Origin of the sequence: Citrobacter gillenii (assembly GCF_013337685.1) — a bacterium.
Taxonomy (GTDB): domain Bacteria; phylum Pseudomonadota; class Gammaproteobacteria; order Enterobacterales; family Enterobacteriaceae; genus Citrobacter; species Citrobacter gillenii.
Genome location: NZ_SUQN01000006.1, coordinates 253,606 through 269,221, shown reverse-complemented (window position 1 = coordinate 269,221; position 15,616 = coordinate 253,606). Strand labels below are relative to the sequence as shown.

Sequence of the window (15,616 nt, the reverse complement as noted above, 5' to 3'; positions counted from 1 at the left end):
GTGAGCAAACCGTAGGCCTGATAAGCGAAGCGCCATCAGGCATTTCTTTGCCGGATATCAGCGCAAGCGCCTTATCCGGCCTACAAAAGCGAGCAAACCGCAGGCCTGATAAGCGTAGCGCCATCAGGCATTGATAACCCGTAGAACGAAGAACTTAGCCCAACTCACTCTCTGCCAGCGCTTTAAACACCATTGCTACCGCGTGTGCGCCGGGGTCCATATTACCAAGCAGGCTCTCACTGCTGAGATACGACGCGCGCCCGGCGTTGGCTTTGCTCGACAGGCAGGTCCGTTCTGCGCCTGCCAGCGCAGCGTCATAGGCGGCTTGCAGGTTATGTGGTTGTGCCAGTAGCGATGTTAGCGCGGGCTGCAGCGCATCAATCATCGTACGATCGCCTTCATCTGCACCACCGTAGAACTTCATCTGGGCTAGCCCCGTATTTAGCGCATCGGCGACCTCGGCACCCTGCTCCAGCTTTTGTCCGGCAGCGGTAAAGAAAATTGACATCAATACGCCGCTGGAGCCACCCATGACCACGGTCAGGCGCTCGCCAATCAGTGCAAACAACGTGGCAAGGTTAGCCAGCGGAAGCTGCTGGTGATGTAGCAGGTCGGCAATTTCACGCGCACCTGCGGCAAAGGTTGACCCGGTATCGCCGTCGCCGACTTTCGCATCCAGCGCATTGAGGTGTGCTTCAAGATTGGCGAGCGTTGCGGTGACTTGCTCAATAATCCCGGCAACCTGTTCGTTAGCCGAAGGCTGAAATTCCACACGTGCACTGCGCTGAGATGACGGCACGGTCGTGATGTCACGTGGCGGCACGGGCGTTGACCAGTTACTGGTTTCCACTTCGGTCAACAGCGCTTTTTCGATGCTTTCTTCCAGCACCATGGCGGTCAGCGAGAAGCCTTTCATATCCAGCGCGGTGACCAGCGAGGCTGGGCCAATCAGCCAGTCGATACGTTCGTGCAGCGGGCTGTTGGCCAGTTCGCGGGTAATGATGGCCATTTCGGCAACGGAAACGCCGCCGAGGTTATTGATCATCACTGCCAGACGGCCGGTTTCCGGCAGGGCGGCCATCAGCGTCTCTACCATCAGATTAACCACCTGCGCGCTGTTTTGCGTGTCAATCACCGACGCACCCGGCTCGCCGTGAATGCCCATGCCCAGCTCTGCATGGCCCGGATGGTGACGCGGAGCCTCGTCGGTCTCCTGTGGCAAATGACAGCTGGAGAGTGCGACGCCCAGGCTGAAGGTGTTGTTCGCCGCATACTGCGCTTCACGCAGCACGGTAGCGAGGTTGTAGCCACGTTCGGCGAAATAGCCGGCAACTTTGTGCACCAGGATGGTGCCAGCGATCCCGCGTGGGTGCTTGTTATCCGGTAGCGAAATGTCGTCGCCGACGATCAGCATTTCGACGTTATAACCGAGCCGACGCGCTTTCTCGGCGGCCAGACCAAAATTTAGACGATCGCCGGTGTAGTTCTTCACGATCAGCAGGCAGCCTGCCTCACCGGTCACCGCCTGAATGGCGGTCAGTATCGCATCGACGCTCGGTGAGGCAAACACGTCACCGCAAACCGCGGCGGTTAACATGCCTTTACCGATAAATCCAACGTGGGCGGGTTCGTGACCTGAGCCACCGCCGGAGATCACCGCGACGTTCTCTTTGTTGAGATCGCGACGCACCACGATGCGGATGGCCGGATCGCTCTCCAGGCGTGCCAGGTTATTCCACGGACTGGCGATAATCGTACCGTCGATGACATCGTTAACGAGATGGGTACGCTGGTTAAAAAAGAATTGAGACATAACGGCTCCGGCAGGTTGAGTATTAAACAAACCCCCGAATGCATGGTCATGGTAGCGGAGGCGATGGAGAGATTCTGGCCGAGTCAGCGCGGAAAAAAACTCAAGTAAAATGAGTTTCATTTCGGAACGTAAAAACTGTTTTTTGTTCCTAAATGGAACGTAATGACGAATGGAAATGGCTAAATGCGAACCCACGCGGCTTTTTTCACCGGCCGTCAGGGCGGGCTGTTCGGGACAGAGCGCTTTTTTTTGCCGGTTATTCCGGCGGTAGATAACGAAAAGGCGAAACCGGGCCTCTTTGCGTGACAGAAATATGGGCTAAAGGAACGGATCGGGATCGCAAACCTTATCTTTTTTGGGGTTAATTGTTTCAATGTGGAACGTATGTTCCTTTTATCCGTTTCATATCAGAACAAAAAGACGAATGATTTTTTTGTACTCGCCTCGCCATACAGTGATTGCATCGCTCCGGTAGCGCTTTGTTTTCGCCGTTAGCATCAGGCTAAACAGGTCAATGCCAGGGCTCATCATGTCAAAACATGTACTTATTTGAGGATGAAAGGAATGCTAAACGTTATTCAATCTCCAGCCAAATATCTCCAGGGCCCTGATGCATCTATCTTATTTGGTCAATATGCTAAAAATCTGGCGGACAGCTTTTTTGTGATTGCGGATGATTTCGTGATGAATCTGGCGGGAGAGAAAGTGCTCAATGGCCTGCATAATCACGATATTAGCTGCCATGCGGAACGCTTTAACGGCGAATGCAGCCATGTGGAAATTAATCGTTTGATTGCCATTCTGAAGCAACACGGTTGCCGTGGCGTGGTCGGGATCGGTGGCGGCAAAACGCTGGATACCGCCAAAGCGATTGGCTATTACCAGAAGCTGCCGGTGGTGGTGATCCCGACCATCGCCTCGACCGATGCGCCAACCAGCGCGCTGTCGGTCATTTATACCGAAGCCGGTGAGTTTGAAGAGTATCTGATCTACCCGAAAAACCCGGATATGGTGGTGATGGATACCGCGATTATCGCCAAAGCACCGGTGCGTTTGTTGGTTGCCGGGATGGGCGATGCGCTCTCTACCTGGTTTGAAGCGAAGGCCTGTTATGACGCCCGCGCGACCAGCATGGCGGGTGGACAGTCCACCGTGGCAGCATTGAGCCTGGCGCGCCTGTGTTATGATACGTTGCTGGCAGAAGGCGAAAAAGCCCGCTGCGCGGCGCAGGCAGGCGTCGTAACCGATGCGCTGGAGCGCATTGTGGAAGCGAACACCTATCTTAGCGGTATTGGTTTTGAAAGCAGCGGCCTCGCGGGGGCGCATGCGATTCATAACGGCTTCACGATTCTGGAAGAGTGCCACCATTTGTACCATGGCGAAAAAGTCGCGTTTGGTACGCTGGCGCAGCTGGTGTTGCAGAACAGCCCGATGGAAGAGATCGAAACCGTGCTGGCGTTCTGTCAAAAAGTCGGCCTGCCAGTCACCCTGGCGCAAATGGGCGTGAAAGACGGCATTGACGACAAAATTCATGCTGTTGCCAAAGCCACCTGCACAGAAGGTGAAACCATTCACAACATGCCGTTCCCGGTGACGCCTGAAAGCGTGCATGCCGCTATTCTGACGGCAGACCTGTTGGGACAGCAGTGGCTGGCGCGTTAATCAGACATCAGTAACGCTCTGCGCCGGCATTTTCTCCCCTCTGACCGTCTCTGTCGGAGGGGGTGTCCAGGGTAAAACAGCGGAAAGGAATATGACGGCGCACACTCAGAACATTGGAAAGGACGTCTCTTCGGTTATTGCCCAGTCATGGCACCGTTGCAGTAAGTTTATGCAGCGGGAAACCTGGCAGGCGCCGCATCAGGCGCAAGGGCTGACGTTTGCCTCGATTTGCCGCCGCAAGACTGCGCTGGTGACGATTGCTCAGGCCGCACTGGAAGACGCCTGGGAGTTTATGGATGGTCGTCCCTGTGCACTGTTTATCCTCGATGAGTCCGCCTGTATTCTCAGCCGCTGCGGCGATCCACAGACGGTGGAACAGCTGGCGGAGCTGGGTTTTCTCGACGGCAGCTACTGTGCGGAGAGTATTATTGGTAGCTGTGCGCTGTCGCTGGCGACTATGCCGGGGCAGCCAACAAAAACTTCAGGCGATCAGCACTTTAAAAAAGCGCTACATCCGTGGTCGTTCTGCTCAACGCCGGTATTTGATAACCACGGGCGACTGTTTGGCTCCATCTCGCTGTGCTGCCTGGTGGAACATGAGTCCGTTTCCGATCTCTCCCTGACGCTGGCGATTGCCAGAGAGGTAGGCAATTCGTTGCTGACCGACAGCCTGTTGGCTGAATCTAATCGCCATCTGAATCAGATGTACGGGCTGCTGGAGAGCATGGATGATGGCGTGATGGCATGGAATGAACAGGGTGTGCTGCAGTTCCTCAATGCGCGTGCCGCCATGCTGTTACATCTGGATGTGCAGGCCAGTCAGGGGAAAAATCTTCATGACCTGGTGAATATGCCGATGCTGTTGCGCCGGGCAATCAAACATGCTCGTGGCCTCAATCACGTCGAAGTCACCTTTGAGAGCCAGCACCAGTTTGTTGATGCGGTGATCACTTTAAAGCCGATTGTGGAAGAGCAGGGCAACAGCTTTATTCTGCTGCTGCATCCGGTCGAGCAAATGCGCCAGCTGATGACCAGTCAGTTGGGCAAAGTAAGCCATACTTTTGAGCAGATGTCGGCGGACGATCCGGAAACCCGACGGCTGATCCATTTTGGCCGCCAGGCGGCGAGGGGAAGTTTTCCGATCCTGTTGTGCGGCGAAGAGGGCGTTGGTAAAGAGCTGCTCAGTCAGGCGATCCACAATGAAAGTGAACGGGCCAGCGGCCCGTATATCGCCGTAAACTGTCAGCTGTATGCCAACAGCGTGCTGGGACAGGATTTTATGGGCAGTGCGCCAACCGATGATGAAAACGGCCGACTGAGCCGCCTTGAACTGGCGAACGGCGGTACGCTGTTTCTGGAAAAAATCGAATATTTGGCACCGGAGTTACAGTCTGCATTATTGCAGGTGATCAAGCAGGGGGTGCTGACCCGTCTCGACGCTCGACGCCTGATCCCGGTGGATGTGAAAGTGATCGCCACCACCACGGTCGATCTTGCCAATCTGGTGGAACAAAACCGCTTTAGTCGTCAGCTGTATTACGCGCTGCACTCGTTTGAAATCGTTATTCCGCCGCTGCGCGCGCGGCGTAACAGCATTCCGGCGCTGATTTATACTCGCCTGAACAGCCTGAAAAAACGCTTTTCATCCAGCCTGAAGGTGGATGATGACGCGCTGGCGCAGCTGGTGGCCTATTCGTGGCCGGGTAATGATTTCGAGCTGAACAGCATTATCGAGAACATCGCCATCAGCAGCGAGAATGGCCATATTCGCCTGAGCAACCTGCCAGATTATCTGTTTGCCGAACGACCGGGTATGGATACGACATCTTCGCTGCTGCCTGCCAGCCTGACGTTTACCGCCATCGAAAAAGAGGCGATTATCCACGCCGCCCGCGTCACCAGCGGGCGCGTGCAGGAGATGTCGCAGCTGCTGAACATTGGGCGCACCACGCTGTGGCGCAAGATGAAGCAGTACGACATCGACGCCAGCCAGTTTAAGCGCAAACATCTGGAGTAGTTTCTTCGATTCTAGCCATCGAAAAGAGCGCGTCGGACAAGCGATTGATGTACCGCTTTAGTTCGTCGCGCACGGCGAGCGTTCTGTCCATCGCCGTGAGAATACGCTCCAGTCGACGTGCCAGCGTGCGCGCTACGTGTAGTTGTGCAGAAGCGAGGTTTTTCCCCGGAATGACAAACTCTTTCAGCGGGCCGCTGTGCGCCATATTGCGGTCGATCAGCCGCTCCAGTCTCTGAATATCTTCATCGCTAATCGTCTGCTTCAGGCGAATGATCCCTTTATCGTCGCTGGCGAGTTCCGCACCCAGCACAAACAGCGTCTTCTGGACGGTATGCAAATCCTCGCGTAGCTCGGTCTGGTGGGTTGTGGCATAGCATACGCCCAGCTGGGAAATCAGTTCATCTACCGTGCCATAGGCGTTAACGCGGATGTCGTCTTTGTCGATGCGGCTGCCGCCAAACAGCGCGGTGGTGCCTTTATCGCCGGTTCGGGTATAGATGCGATACATTTATGTTATCTCACTGAAGGGAAGCACGTTGACCAGTTGGCCTGCGTTGGCGCCGAGCGTGCGGATCTGCTCGATCCCGGCGGCGATATGCCCGCAGATCAGCGCCCGATCCTCGGGCAACTGGGCATGCGTTAAGGCAATCTCGCCGCTCACGCTGAGGCCGAGACCTACGCGCAGCGCCGAGCTTTTTGCTGCCCGTCTGCTGAGCGCCAGCGCGCTGGTGCTGTCGTCGCAGCTGATGGCCCGGCACGGGACGCCTTGCTCTTCCAGCCCCCAGCATAGTTCATCAAGCACGCGGGAATCCTGCCAGCATGGGTGATAAAACAGATTTACGCTCGGTGATGAAAGTGGCATCGCGTCCCCTTTTTTGTCAGAAAGCCTGATGGAAGATCGCGGCAATTTCTTTCTCGTTACCTTTACGTGGGTTCGAGAATGCGTTGCCGTCCTTCAGGGCCATCTCTGCCATATACGGGAAATCGGCCTCTTTTACGCCCAGTTCGCGCAGATGCTGTGGAATGCCGATATCAGCAGACAGGCGGGCAATAGCGTGAATCGCCAACTCGGCGGCGTCCATGGTAGACAGGCCGTCGGTGTTCTCGCCCATAAACTCGGCGATGTCGGCAAATTTTTCCGGATTAGCGATCAGGTTATAACGTGCCACGTGCGGTAGCAGTACGGCATTCGCCACGCCGTGCGGCATGTCATACAGGCCGCCAAGCTGGTGCGCCATGGCGTGTACGTAGCCGAGGTTGGCGTTGTTAAAGGCCATCCCCGCCAGCAGTGAAGCGTAGGCCATGTTCTCGCGAGCTTTCAGGTTGCTGCCCAGCGCCACAGCCTGGCGTAAGTTACGGGCGATCAGGCGGATTGCCTGAATAGCGGCGGCATCGGTGACCGGATTTGCATCTTTGGAAATGTAGGCTTCCACGGCGTGGGTCAAGGCATCCATCCCGGTGGCCGCGGTCAGAGGCGCAGGTTTGCCAAGCATCAGCAGCGGATCGTTAATCGATACTGACGGCAGGTTGCGCCAGCTGACAATGACAAATTTCACTTTTGTTTTGGTGTTGGTCAGTACGCAGTGACGGGTCACTTCACTGGCGGTACCGGCGGTGGTGTTGACCGCAATGATAGGCGGCAGCGGGTGGGTCAGGGTTTCAATTCCGGCATAGCTGTAGAGATCGCCTTCGTGAGTGGCCGCGATACCAATACCTTTACCGCAGTCATGTGGGCTACCGCCGCCGACGGTGACAATAATATCGCATTGCTCCTGACGAAACACCGCAAGGCCATCGCGTACGTTGGTGTCTTTGGGGTTTGGCTCGACGCCGTCAAATATTGCTACTTCAATACCGGCTTCACGCAAATGCGCGAGCGTTTTATCTACCGCACCGTCTTTAATTGCCCGCAGGCCTTTATCGGTCACCAGCAGGGCTTTTTTCCCACCCAGTAGTTTGCAGCGTTCACCCACTACGGAAACGGCATTGGGGCCAAAAAAGTTCACATTTGGCACCAGATAATCAAACATACGATAGCTCATAATATACCTTCTTACGTTTACTTTATAATTCAGAGAAGCAATATAGTGCGGTTTCAGCTAATAGCTGGTCCTGTTCGACGGTGCCACCACTCACGCCGACGGCGCCAATTATTTTTCCATTTAATATAACTGGAAGCCCTCCGCCGAAAATAATAATGCGCTGTTGGTTGGTGAGCTGCAGGCCATAAAGCGATGCACCGGGTTGCACCGCATCGGTAATTTCGTGAGTACCCTGTCGCAGGCAGCAGGCGGTCCAGGCCTTATTGAGTGAAATATCGCAGCTGGTGACAAACGCCTCATCCATACGCTGGATCAGCAGCGTGTTTCCGCCGTGGTCAACAACGGAAAAGACGACCGGGACGTTGATTTCAAGCGCTTTAGCCTCAACGGCGACCGCCATTTTCTGTGCGGCCGCCAGCGTGATGGTGGCGATGGGTTGGCTCTTATTCACGGTATCTCCTGTTAATTGTGTAGGGCTGAGGTCACGAAAAATATCGCGCGCAGCTATTTTTTATCATTGGGTTTTCTTTATTTTCGCGCAGCACGTTATTAAGTCAATACAGTAAAAAATTCTAAAATAGCAAGTGAGTGATCTTCCTTTGGCGTTTATTGATAATGATCATTTAACCTCGTCACAATTCTCTATGGATATTCCAAATATGCGTTTCAATATGAAACGATGCGTTTTAATTGCGTGCCAAATTGGAACGTAATTAATTTTATTTTTTTATTATTCTGCTCATTTAAAGTTCGGCTATTGCTGATAAAGGCGATTGCTGGGACGGTAAACCACCAGCGATACGGCCCGGCGTCCTTATTATTTACTTTTTGAGTCAACGCGCTATGAGAAGATCAAAACGATTCGAAGTTCTTGCCCAGCGGCCTGTCAATCAGGATGGGCTGATTGGCGAATGGCCGGAAGAGGGGCTGATCGCCATGGAAAGCCCCTACGATCCCGCGTCGTCGGTGAAGGTGGAAAATGGCCGTATTGTGGAACTGGACGGTAAAGATCGTGCACAGTTCGACATGATTGACCGTTTTATTGCTGACTACGCGATTAACGTCGCGGAAACCGAACGGGCAATGCAACTCGACGCGCTGGACATCGCCAGAATGCTGGTGGATATCCACGTCAGTCGGGAAGAGATTATTGCCATTACCACCGCCATCACCCCGGCGAAAGCGGTGGAGGTGATGGCAAAAATGAACGTGGTGGAAATGATGATGGCGCTGCAAAAAATGCGCGCCAGACGCACACCCTCTAACCAGTGTCACGTCACCAACCTGAAAGATAACCCGGTGCAAATTGCCGCCGATGCCGCCGAGGCGGGGATCCGTGGTTTTTCCGAGCAAGAAACGACCGTAGGCATCGCCCGCTATGCGCCGTTTAACGCGCTGGCGCTGCTGGTTGGTTCGCAGTGCGGCCGTCCTGGCGTGCTTACCCAATGTTCCGTTGAAGAAGCCACCGAACTGGAACTGGGTATGCGCGGCTTAACCAGCTACGCCGAAACGGTGTCGGTATACGGTACAGAGTCAGTGTTTACTGACGGCGATGACACGCCGTGGTCAAAATCCTTTCTCGCCTCGGCCTACGCTTCCCGCGGGCTGAAGATGCGCTACACCTCTGGCACTGGCTCGGAGGCGCTGATGGGGTACTCAGAAAGCAAATCAATGCTGTATCTGGAGTCGCGCTGCATTTTTATCACTAAGGGCGCGGGCGTTCAGGGGCTGCAAAACGGCGCGGTCAGCTGTATTGGTATGACCGGGGCTGTACCGTCGGGGATCCGTGCTGTGCTGGCGGAAAACCTGATTGCCTCGATGCTCGACCTCGAAGTGGCGTCGGCGAATGACCAGACCTTCTCGCACTCCGATATTCGCCGCACCGCCCGCACATTGATGCAGATGCTGCCCGGTACCGACTTTATCTTTTCCGGCTACAGCGCGGTACCGAACTACGACAACATGTTTGCTGGGTCTAACTTCGATGCCGAGGACTTTGATGATTACAACATTCTGCAACGTGATCTGATGGTTGATGGCGGTCTGCGTCCGGTAACGGAAGAGGAAACTATCGCTATTCGCAATCAGGCGGCTCGCGCTATTCAGGCGGTGTTTCGCGAGCTGGGCCTGCCGCTGATTAGCGATGAAGAGGTCGACGCCGCCACCTATGCTCACGGCAGCAAAGATATGCCCGCGCGTAATGTGGTAGAGGATTTGGCCGCGGTGGAAGAAATGATGAAGCGCAATATCACCGGGCTGGATGTTGTTGGCGCGCTGAGTGCCAGCGGTTTTGACGATATCGCCAGCAACATTCTCAACATGTTGAGGCAGCGTGTGACCGGCGATTATCTGCAAACATCCGCCATTCTGGATCGCCAGTTTGAGGTGGTCAGCGCCGTTAATGACATCAATGATTATCAGGGACCCGGCACCGGCTATCGCATCTCTGCCGAACGCTGGGCGGAAATTAAAAATATTGCGGGTGTGGTTCAGCCTGGCAGCATTGAATAAGGCGGTATGCGGTGGAATGTACAACTGAACGTAAGCCGGTTTTCACCTTGCAGGTTAGCGAAGGCGAGGCGGCAAAAGCGGACGATCGCGCGGATGAAGTGGTGATTGGCGTTGGGCCGGCCTTTGATAAATACCAGCATAAGACCCTGATTGATATGTCGCACAAGGCAATCCTGAAAGAGCTGGTGGCCGGTATTGAAGAAGAGGGATTACATGCGCGGGTGGTCAGAGTTTTGCGCACCTCGGATGTCTCCTTTATGGCCTGGGATGCAGCAAATCTGAGCGGCTCCGGCATCGGCATTGGTATTCAGTCGAAAGGAACCACGGTGATTCATCAGCGTGATTTGCTGCCGCTGAGCAACCTGGAGCTTTTTTCTCAGGCCCCGCTGCTGACGCTGGAAACCTATCGCCAGATTGGTAAGAACGCCGCGCGTTACGCACGCAAAGAGTCGCCCTCGCCGGTACCGGTCGTTAATGACCAGATGGTGCGACCGAAATTTATGGCCAAGGCTGCGCTGTTCCACATTAAAGAAACCAAACACGTGGTGCAGGATGCCGCGCCTGTCACGCTGCATATTGCCTTAGTAAGGGAATGACGATGAACGAAAACATCATGACCGCGCAGGATTATCCGTTAGCGACTCGCTGCCCGGAGAAAATCCTCACGCCCACCGGAAAGCCGTTAACTGATATTACTCTTGAGAATGTACTGGCAGGGCGTGTGGGGCCACAGGATGTGCGTATTTCTCAGCAAACGCTGGAGTATCAGGCGCAGATCGCCGAGCAGATGCAGCGTCACGCCGTGGCGCGTAATTTCCGCCGTGCGGCGGAACTGATTGCCATCCCAGATGCTCGCATTCTGGAAATCTACAATGCGCTGCGCCCATTTCGTTCTTCATTTACGGAGTTACAGGCCATTGCCGATGAACTGGAGCACACCTGGCATGCCACGGTGAACGCCGGGTTTGTCCGCGAGTCGGCAGACGTGTACCAGCAGAGAAACAAGCTGCGTAAAGGCAGTCAGTGACGGAGGCGGTATGCCGTTAATTGCAGGGATTGATATCGGCAACGCCACCACGGAAGTGGCGCTGGCGCAGGATGGCCGGTTTGTTGCCAGCGGGATCGTCACGACCACGGGCATGAAAGGCACGCGGGATAACATTGCCGGGGTAGTGGCCTCCCTGCAGCAGGCGCTGGAAAAAACGTCGTCGTCGCTTCAGGATGTGACGAAAATCTGCATCAACGAGGCCGCGCCGGTCATTGGTGATGTGGCGATGGAGACGATCACCGAAACCATCATCACTGAATCGACAATGATTGGTCATAACCCGCAAACGCCAGGCGGTGTTGGCGTAGGGGTGGGTACCACGATCGCCGTGGAGAAACTGGCATCGTTGAGCCTCGATCGGTTTGCGCAGGGCTGGATCCCGCTGGTGGGCGCAGAGATGGATTTTCTCGAGGCGGTGTGGCTTATCAATGCGGCGCTGGATCGCGGCGTCGACGTGGTGGCGGCGATCCTGAAAAAGGACGATGGCGTACTGGTCAATAATCGTCTGCGACGAACGCTGCCGGTGATTGATGAAGTCACGCTGCTGGAGAAGGTCCCGGAAGGGGTGCTGGCGGCGGTAGAAGTGGCGGCAGCAGGACAGGTGGTTCGGGTACTGTCGAATCCTTATGGCATCGCCACTTTCTTTGCCCTGACGCCGGAGGAAACAAAAACGATCGTCCCGATCGCCAGGGCACTGATCGGCAACCGATCCGCTGTGGTGCTGAAAACCCCGCAGGGCGATGTGCAATCACGGGTGATCCCGGCGGGCAAGATCTTTATCAGTGGTGAAAAGCGCGGCGGAGAAGCCGATGTGGCCCAAGGCGCTCAGGCAATTATGCAAGCGATGAACGCCTGTGCGCCGGTCTGCGACATTCGCGGTGAGGCCGGTACTCACGCGGGTGGCATGCTGGAGCGCGTGCGTAAGGTGATGGCCTCTCTGAGCGGGCACGATATGAATTCAGTACACATTCAGGATCTGCTGGCGGTCGATACGTTTATTCCCCGTAGAGTCCAGGGCGGTGTTGCCGGGGAATATTCAATGGAAAACGCGGTTGGCATTGCGGCGATGGTGAAATCCGATCGGCTACAGATGCAGACGATCGCCCGTGAGCTGAGTGTGCGGCTGAATACGCCGGTTGAAGTGGGGGGCGTGGAGGCCAATATGGCGGTGGCCGGGGCATTGACGACGCCAGGATGCGCCGCGCCGTTGGCGATCCTCGACTTAGGTGCCGGATCCACCGATGCCGCGATTATCCATAACGATGGCACCGTTAAGGCGATACATCTGGCGGGAGCAGGGAACATGGTCAGCTTGCTTATCAAAACGGAGCTCGGCTTGAGCGATCCTTTTCTGGCAGAGGAGATAAAAAAATATCCGCTGGCGAAAGTGGAGAGTCTGTTCAGTATTCGCCACGAGAACGGCGCGGTGGAGTTCTTTCGTGAACCGCTCAGCCCGTCGGTGTTTGCCAAAGTAGTGTATCTGAAAGCGGGCAAAGCCATCCCCATTGAGAACCAGACGTCGCTGGAGAAAATTCGGCTGGTACGTCGTCAGGCCAAGGAGAAGGTCTTTGTGACGAACTGCCTGCGCGCATTGCGGCAGGTCTCACCCGGCGGCTCAATTCGCAACATCTCTTTTGTGGTGCTGGTGGGCGGTTCATCGCTGGATTTTGAAATCCCGCAGATGATCACCGACGCGCTGGCGCATTACGGCGTTGTTGCCGGTCAGGGCAATATTCGGGGAACCGAAGGGCCACGAAATGCGGTGGCAACCGGGCTGGTTTTGGCTGGTGATGCGAAAAAATAGTGCAGAAAACCACCACCGCAAGCGTTTGGCTGCGGCATAAATCAAATAAAGGCAACGTTCTCTTTGATATCCCGGCTGACTTGGGTACATAGTATAAAGGTGTTTAATACGCGGTTAATTTTAAGGATAAGAGCATGCCAACAGCAATTGAGAAAGCATTGGATTTTATTGGTGGTATGAACACATCGGCGCCAGTACCCCATTCCATGGACGAAAGTACGGCCAAGGGAATTTTAAAATATTTGCATGATTTAGGTGTGCCAGTGAGCGCAGCAGATGTGATGGCACGCGGTGAGCAAGAGGGATGGAATCCTGAGTTCACAAAAAAAGTCGCTGGATGGGCTGAAAAAGTCGCCTCCGGTAACCGTATCCTTATCAAGAACCCTGAGTACTTTTCGACCTATATGCAGGAGCAGCTCAAAGAACTCGTGTGAGCTGACTATCGAATAACACGCTAACGGACGTTTCCACTTTCAAGGTGGTGGCGTCCAAAAGAGTTGCCCTCAACCAGCCAGACAGTGCCGATTTTTTTGCGTTGGTGCAGATGGACACATTGTGTACCGCTACGCTTAATTGAACGTGTTGAATCCTCCAATTTAACTTCAGCATTAACATTATTAGATTAACACTGGACGGTGGGGGTGCTTTTACGCTGCCCGGAATGTGCGTGGTTACCCTATTGAAACTAATTTTTAATACTTTGCTAAACGACGGTTAAGACTTTTCTCGAATTTATTTATTTATGAAACCTAACTGATAAATCGACATTTCTTTTTTTTTGCCAACCATTTTTCGACGACTAATGTAAGTTTTAAGAATAGAAAACTCTTAAATAACATGGGCTTTAATAGAGTTTGGTTTCTTATTTTATTATTGATAGTATCTCAAATAATAAAACTTATTAAATCATTGAGTAATATTTAACTATTTCATTTTTTAATGTTTTCAGAATTTAACTCTATCTTCTTTGATTTATCTGATTTTTTTCACTTCCTTATTAAAAATGTATGAAATAATCATCTTTGTTTTTGCTTTTATTAATTGTTTTTACCTAATGTTTCTATTTTTGCATGGTTATTGCACCTTTGAAAAGAAAAGTATATTTTGGTAAAAAGTTATTGAGGCGTTTAATATGGATTTAATTAATTATGACTCTAGGCTTCGTCATCTTATGGATGTGGATTTTAGGTCCATACTAACGTTTATCGTTTTTGTTGACACGGGCAGTTTGTATGGTGCCTCACTGGTACTTGGTTGTTCTGCATCATCTATTAGCCTGCACTTGAAAAGAGTCAGAAGTTACTTTAATGACACCCTTTTCATACGTGAAGGTCGCAATCTTAATCCTACTGAATATGCTGTGGAATTAAGTCATCAACTTAAACTTGCATTTTATAATCTTGATACTGTCTGTCATGGGGAAAGTGCTGTTGCCGATTGTGAATTAGCTATCGGTGAAAATAAAAATTAATGAAACATAACCATTGGTTATGTTAAATAGTGCTTTTAAAATGTATTCGACAAAAAATAGAGCATAATATGGAAAATTTAAATTTTTCCTACGAGCGGGTATTGGTTATGGACACTATCTATTATAGTGCCCTTGGGCTATGTGCCTTTATTGATAGCCTGGCAGGTCGCTCAATTAGTCTAAGAGTAATGACGCTTTCCGCATTGCAGAAACAAGTGTCAGCCCGTCATGGGGAACCAGGGCGGGTACTCGTTATTACCGAGTTAACGAGCGAAAGTGAGACGCTGGCGGAAGGATTAGCATTCTTAAAGTTTGCAAAGGACGAGTGGCCTGCAGACCAATATAGTATTATTGTTTTTACCCGTTTACGTGACCCTCTGTTGCTGGCAGCAGTCGCAAATCTTCAACCTATGGGCATTGTTCATCGCGCGGAGGCGATTAATATCTTATCTAAACTCATGTTTTTCTCCTCTGACGCATCATCAGGCACGATCATGAGTCCGTTAATCACCAGGAAAGTCGGCCAGGTCAGCGGAGTTCGATTACCACAAAGGGAATTGCAGTGGTTTGTCCTGCAGACAGAAAAAATAGGACTGAACGAAACAGCGAGGCGAATGGGGATTAGCTATAAAACTGCTGCTACCTATCGGAAAAGAATATCAGTCCGTCTTCAATTAAGTTTACGTGAAATTAATGAAAGAGTGTCACGATTATAAGTGAGAAAGATAATATTGCCATATCCCGCTGTACGGATTGCCGACAGCAATGTAGTCGTGATTTTATTATTAAATCGATTGTCAGTTTACCTCAGCATGCACAATTTAGGGTTCTCGTTGTGAATCACTATGTGCTTGCCACGACGTTTATGAAATCTGCTCTACGGCAGTTGAGGAAATGTCAGTGCTGGACGTCATTGCATATAAGAGATTCCTTATTGCAGGGCTAATGTCGTTATACAGCAATTGTGCCTCTTCTGTTGGTATTAAACAACGGCCCTCTCTGCTGAATAGTTTTTCGGGAAAACAAGTACAAAATTTTTTCAACGAAAGGCTCACTGCAGACGGTGAACAGTTCATATAGTATGAAGCAGAAACTATCCCTCCTGTATTCATGACTGCGGCAAAAACAAGAATGTTGTTAATCGAAATATTCAGGTTTTTGAATTTTGAAAAATCAGATTGTGTAAGCAATGAATTATCCTTTTGAATTAATTTTCTTAAAAGAATATAAACATATAAGAAAATCAAA

16 protein-coding genes are annotated in these 15,616 nt (G+C 52.4%); 10 read left to right on the top strand and 6 right to left on the bottom strand.

The annotated features are described in order from the left end of the window. Nucleotides 1-154: 154 nt before the first annotated feature. The gene (locus tag FCH32_RS15795; RefSeq protein ID WP_174361190.1) at nt 155-1,813 is read right to left on the bottom strand and encodes a glycerone kinase; all 1,659 of its coding nucleotides are present in this window, start codon (nt 1,811-1,813) and stop codon (nt 155-157) included. Between the two features lie 183 nt (nt 1,814-1,996). Here FCH32_RS15795 and FCH32_RS23330 point away from each other — a divergent pair, with 183 nt between their 5' ends. The 3 genes from FCH32_RS23330 (at nt 1,997) to dhaR (ending at nt 5,492) form a co-directional block, all read left to right on the top strand. Next, nucleotides 1,997-2,119: a hypothetical protein gene (locus FCH32_RS23330; protein ID WP_255433080.1), complete on the top strand. Its 123-nt coding sequence runs from the start codon at nt 1,997-1,999 to the stop codon at nt 2,117-2,119. 258 nt (nt 2,120-2,377) lie between these two features. After that, nucleotides 2,378-3,475, top strand: coding sequence for a glycerol dehydrogenase (locus FCH32_RS15790; protein ID WP_146717970.1), 1,098 nt, complete (start codon nt 2,378-2,380; stop codon nt 3,473-3,475). Between the two features lie 91 nt (nt 3,476-3,566). Next, nucleotides 3,567-5,492, top strand: coding sequence for a dihydroxyacetone kinase operon transcriptional regulator DhaR (gene dhaR, locus FCH32_RS15785; RefSeq protein WP_117342703.1), 1,926 nt, complete (start codon nt 3,567-3,569; stop codon nt 5,490-5,492). Here the strand turns inward: dhaR and FCH32_RS15780 are convergent. From FCH32_RS15780 to FCH32_RS15765, 4 genes are read right to left on the bottom strand one after another with little or no spacing between them, the layout of a single operon-like run. Further along, the gene (locus FCH32_RS15780; protein WP_096755606.1) at nt 5,470-6,000 is read right to left on the bottom strand and encodes a cob(I)yrinic acid a,c-diamide adenosyltransferase; all 531 of its coding nucleotides are present in this window, start codon (nt 5,998-6,000) and stop codon (nt 5,470-5,472) included. The two genes, dhaR and FCH32_RS15780, sit on opposite strands and share 23 nt — an antisense overlap. After that, entirely contained in the window at nt 6,001-6,354 is a 354-nt protein-coding gene (locus tag FCH32_RS15775; RefSeq protein ID WP_135911374.1) for a glycerol dehydratase reactivase beta/small subunit family protein, read from the bottom strand. Between the two features lie 16 nt (nt 6,355-6,370). Next, complete coding sequence (gene dhaT / locus FCH32_RS15770; protein WP_135911375.1) at nt 6,371-7,534, bottom strand: 1,3-propanediol dehydrogenase; 1,164 nt, start codon at nt 7,532-7,534, stop codon at nt 6,371-6,373. A 22-nt stretch (nt 7,535-7,556) separates the two neighbouring features. Next, entirely contained in the window at nt 7,557-7,985 is a 429-nt protein-coding gene (locus tag FCH32_RS15765) for a GlcG/HbpS family heme-binding protein (RefSeq protein ID WP_117342700.1), read from the bottom strand. A gap of 392 nt (nt 7,986-8,377) precedes the next feature. Here FCH32_RS15765 and FCH32_RS15760 point away from each other — a divergent pair, with 392 nt between their 5' ends. From FCH32_RS15760 to FCH32_RS15730, 7 genes are all read left to right on the top strand, one after another. After that, nucleotides 8,378-10,045, top strand: a complete 1,668-nt coding sequence (locus FCH32_RS15760) for a propanediol/glycerol family dehydratase large subunit (RefSeq protein ID WP_096755610.1) — start codon at nt 8,378-8,380, stop codon at nt 10,043-10,045. 11 nt (nt 10,046-10,056) lie between these two features. Then, entirely contained in the window at nt 10,057-10,641 is a 585-nt protein-coding gene (locus tag FCH32_RS15755; protein WP_174361189.1) for a propanediol/glycerol family dehydratase medium subunit, read from the top strand. 2 nt (nt 10,642-10,643) lie between these two features. Beyond that, nucleotides 10,644-11,072, top strand: coding sequence for a diol dehydratase small subunit (locus FCH32_RS15750; protein WP_071697585.1), 429 nt, complete (start codon nt 10,644-10,646; stop codon nt 11,070-11,072). A gap of 10 nt (nt 11,073-11,082) precedes the next feature. Then, on the top strand, nt 11,083-12,897 hold the full coding sequence (locus tag FCH32_RS15745; protein WP_174361188.1) for a diol dehydratase reactivase subunit alpha: 1,815 nt from the start codon (nt 11,083-11,085) through the stop codon (nt 12,895-12,897). A 134-nt stretch (nt 12,898-13,031) separates the two neighbouring features. Further along, nucleotides 13,032-13,331, top strand: coding sequence for a DUF1889 family protein (locus FCH32_RS15740; protein ID WP_115257453.1), 300 nt, complete (start codon nt 13,032-13,034; stop codon nt 13,329-13,331). A 698-nt stretch (nt 13,332-14,029) separates the two neighbouring features. Continuing rightward, the gene (locus tag FCH32_RS15735; RefSeq protein ID WP_135911380.1) at nt 14,030-14,368 is read left to right on the top strand and encodes a helix-turn-helix domain-containing protein; all 339 of its coding nucleotides are present in this window, start codon (nt 14,030-14,032) and stop codon (nt 14,366-14,368) included. A 68-nt stretch (nt 14,369-14,436) separates the two neighbouring features. Then, complete coding sequence (locus FCH32_RS15730) at nt 14,437-15,084, top strand: response regulator transcription factor (RefSeq protein WP_174361187.1); 648 nt, start codon at nt 14,437-14,439, stop codon at nt 15,082-15,084. A gap of 147 nt (nt 15,085-15,231) precedes the next feature. Here the strand turns inward: FCH32_RS15730 and FCH32_RS23480 are convergent, their stop codons facing one another. Next, nucleotides 15,232-15,558 carry a LysR family transcriptional regulator gene (locus FCH32_RS23480; protein ID WP_146717976.1) on the bottom strand — a complete coding sequence of 109 codons (327 nt, stop codon included), beginning with the start codon at nt 15,556-15,558 and terminating at the stop codon, nt 15,232-15,234. Between the last annotated feature and the right edge of the window lie 58 nt (nt 15,559-15,616).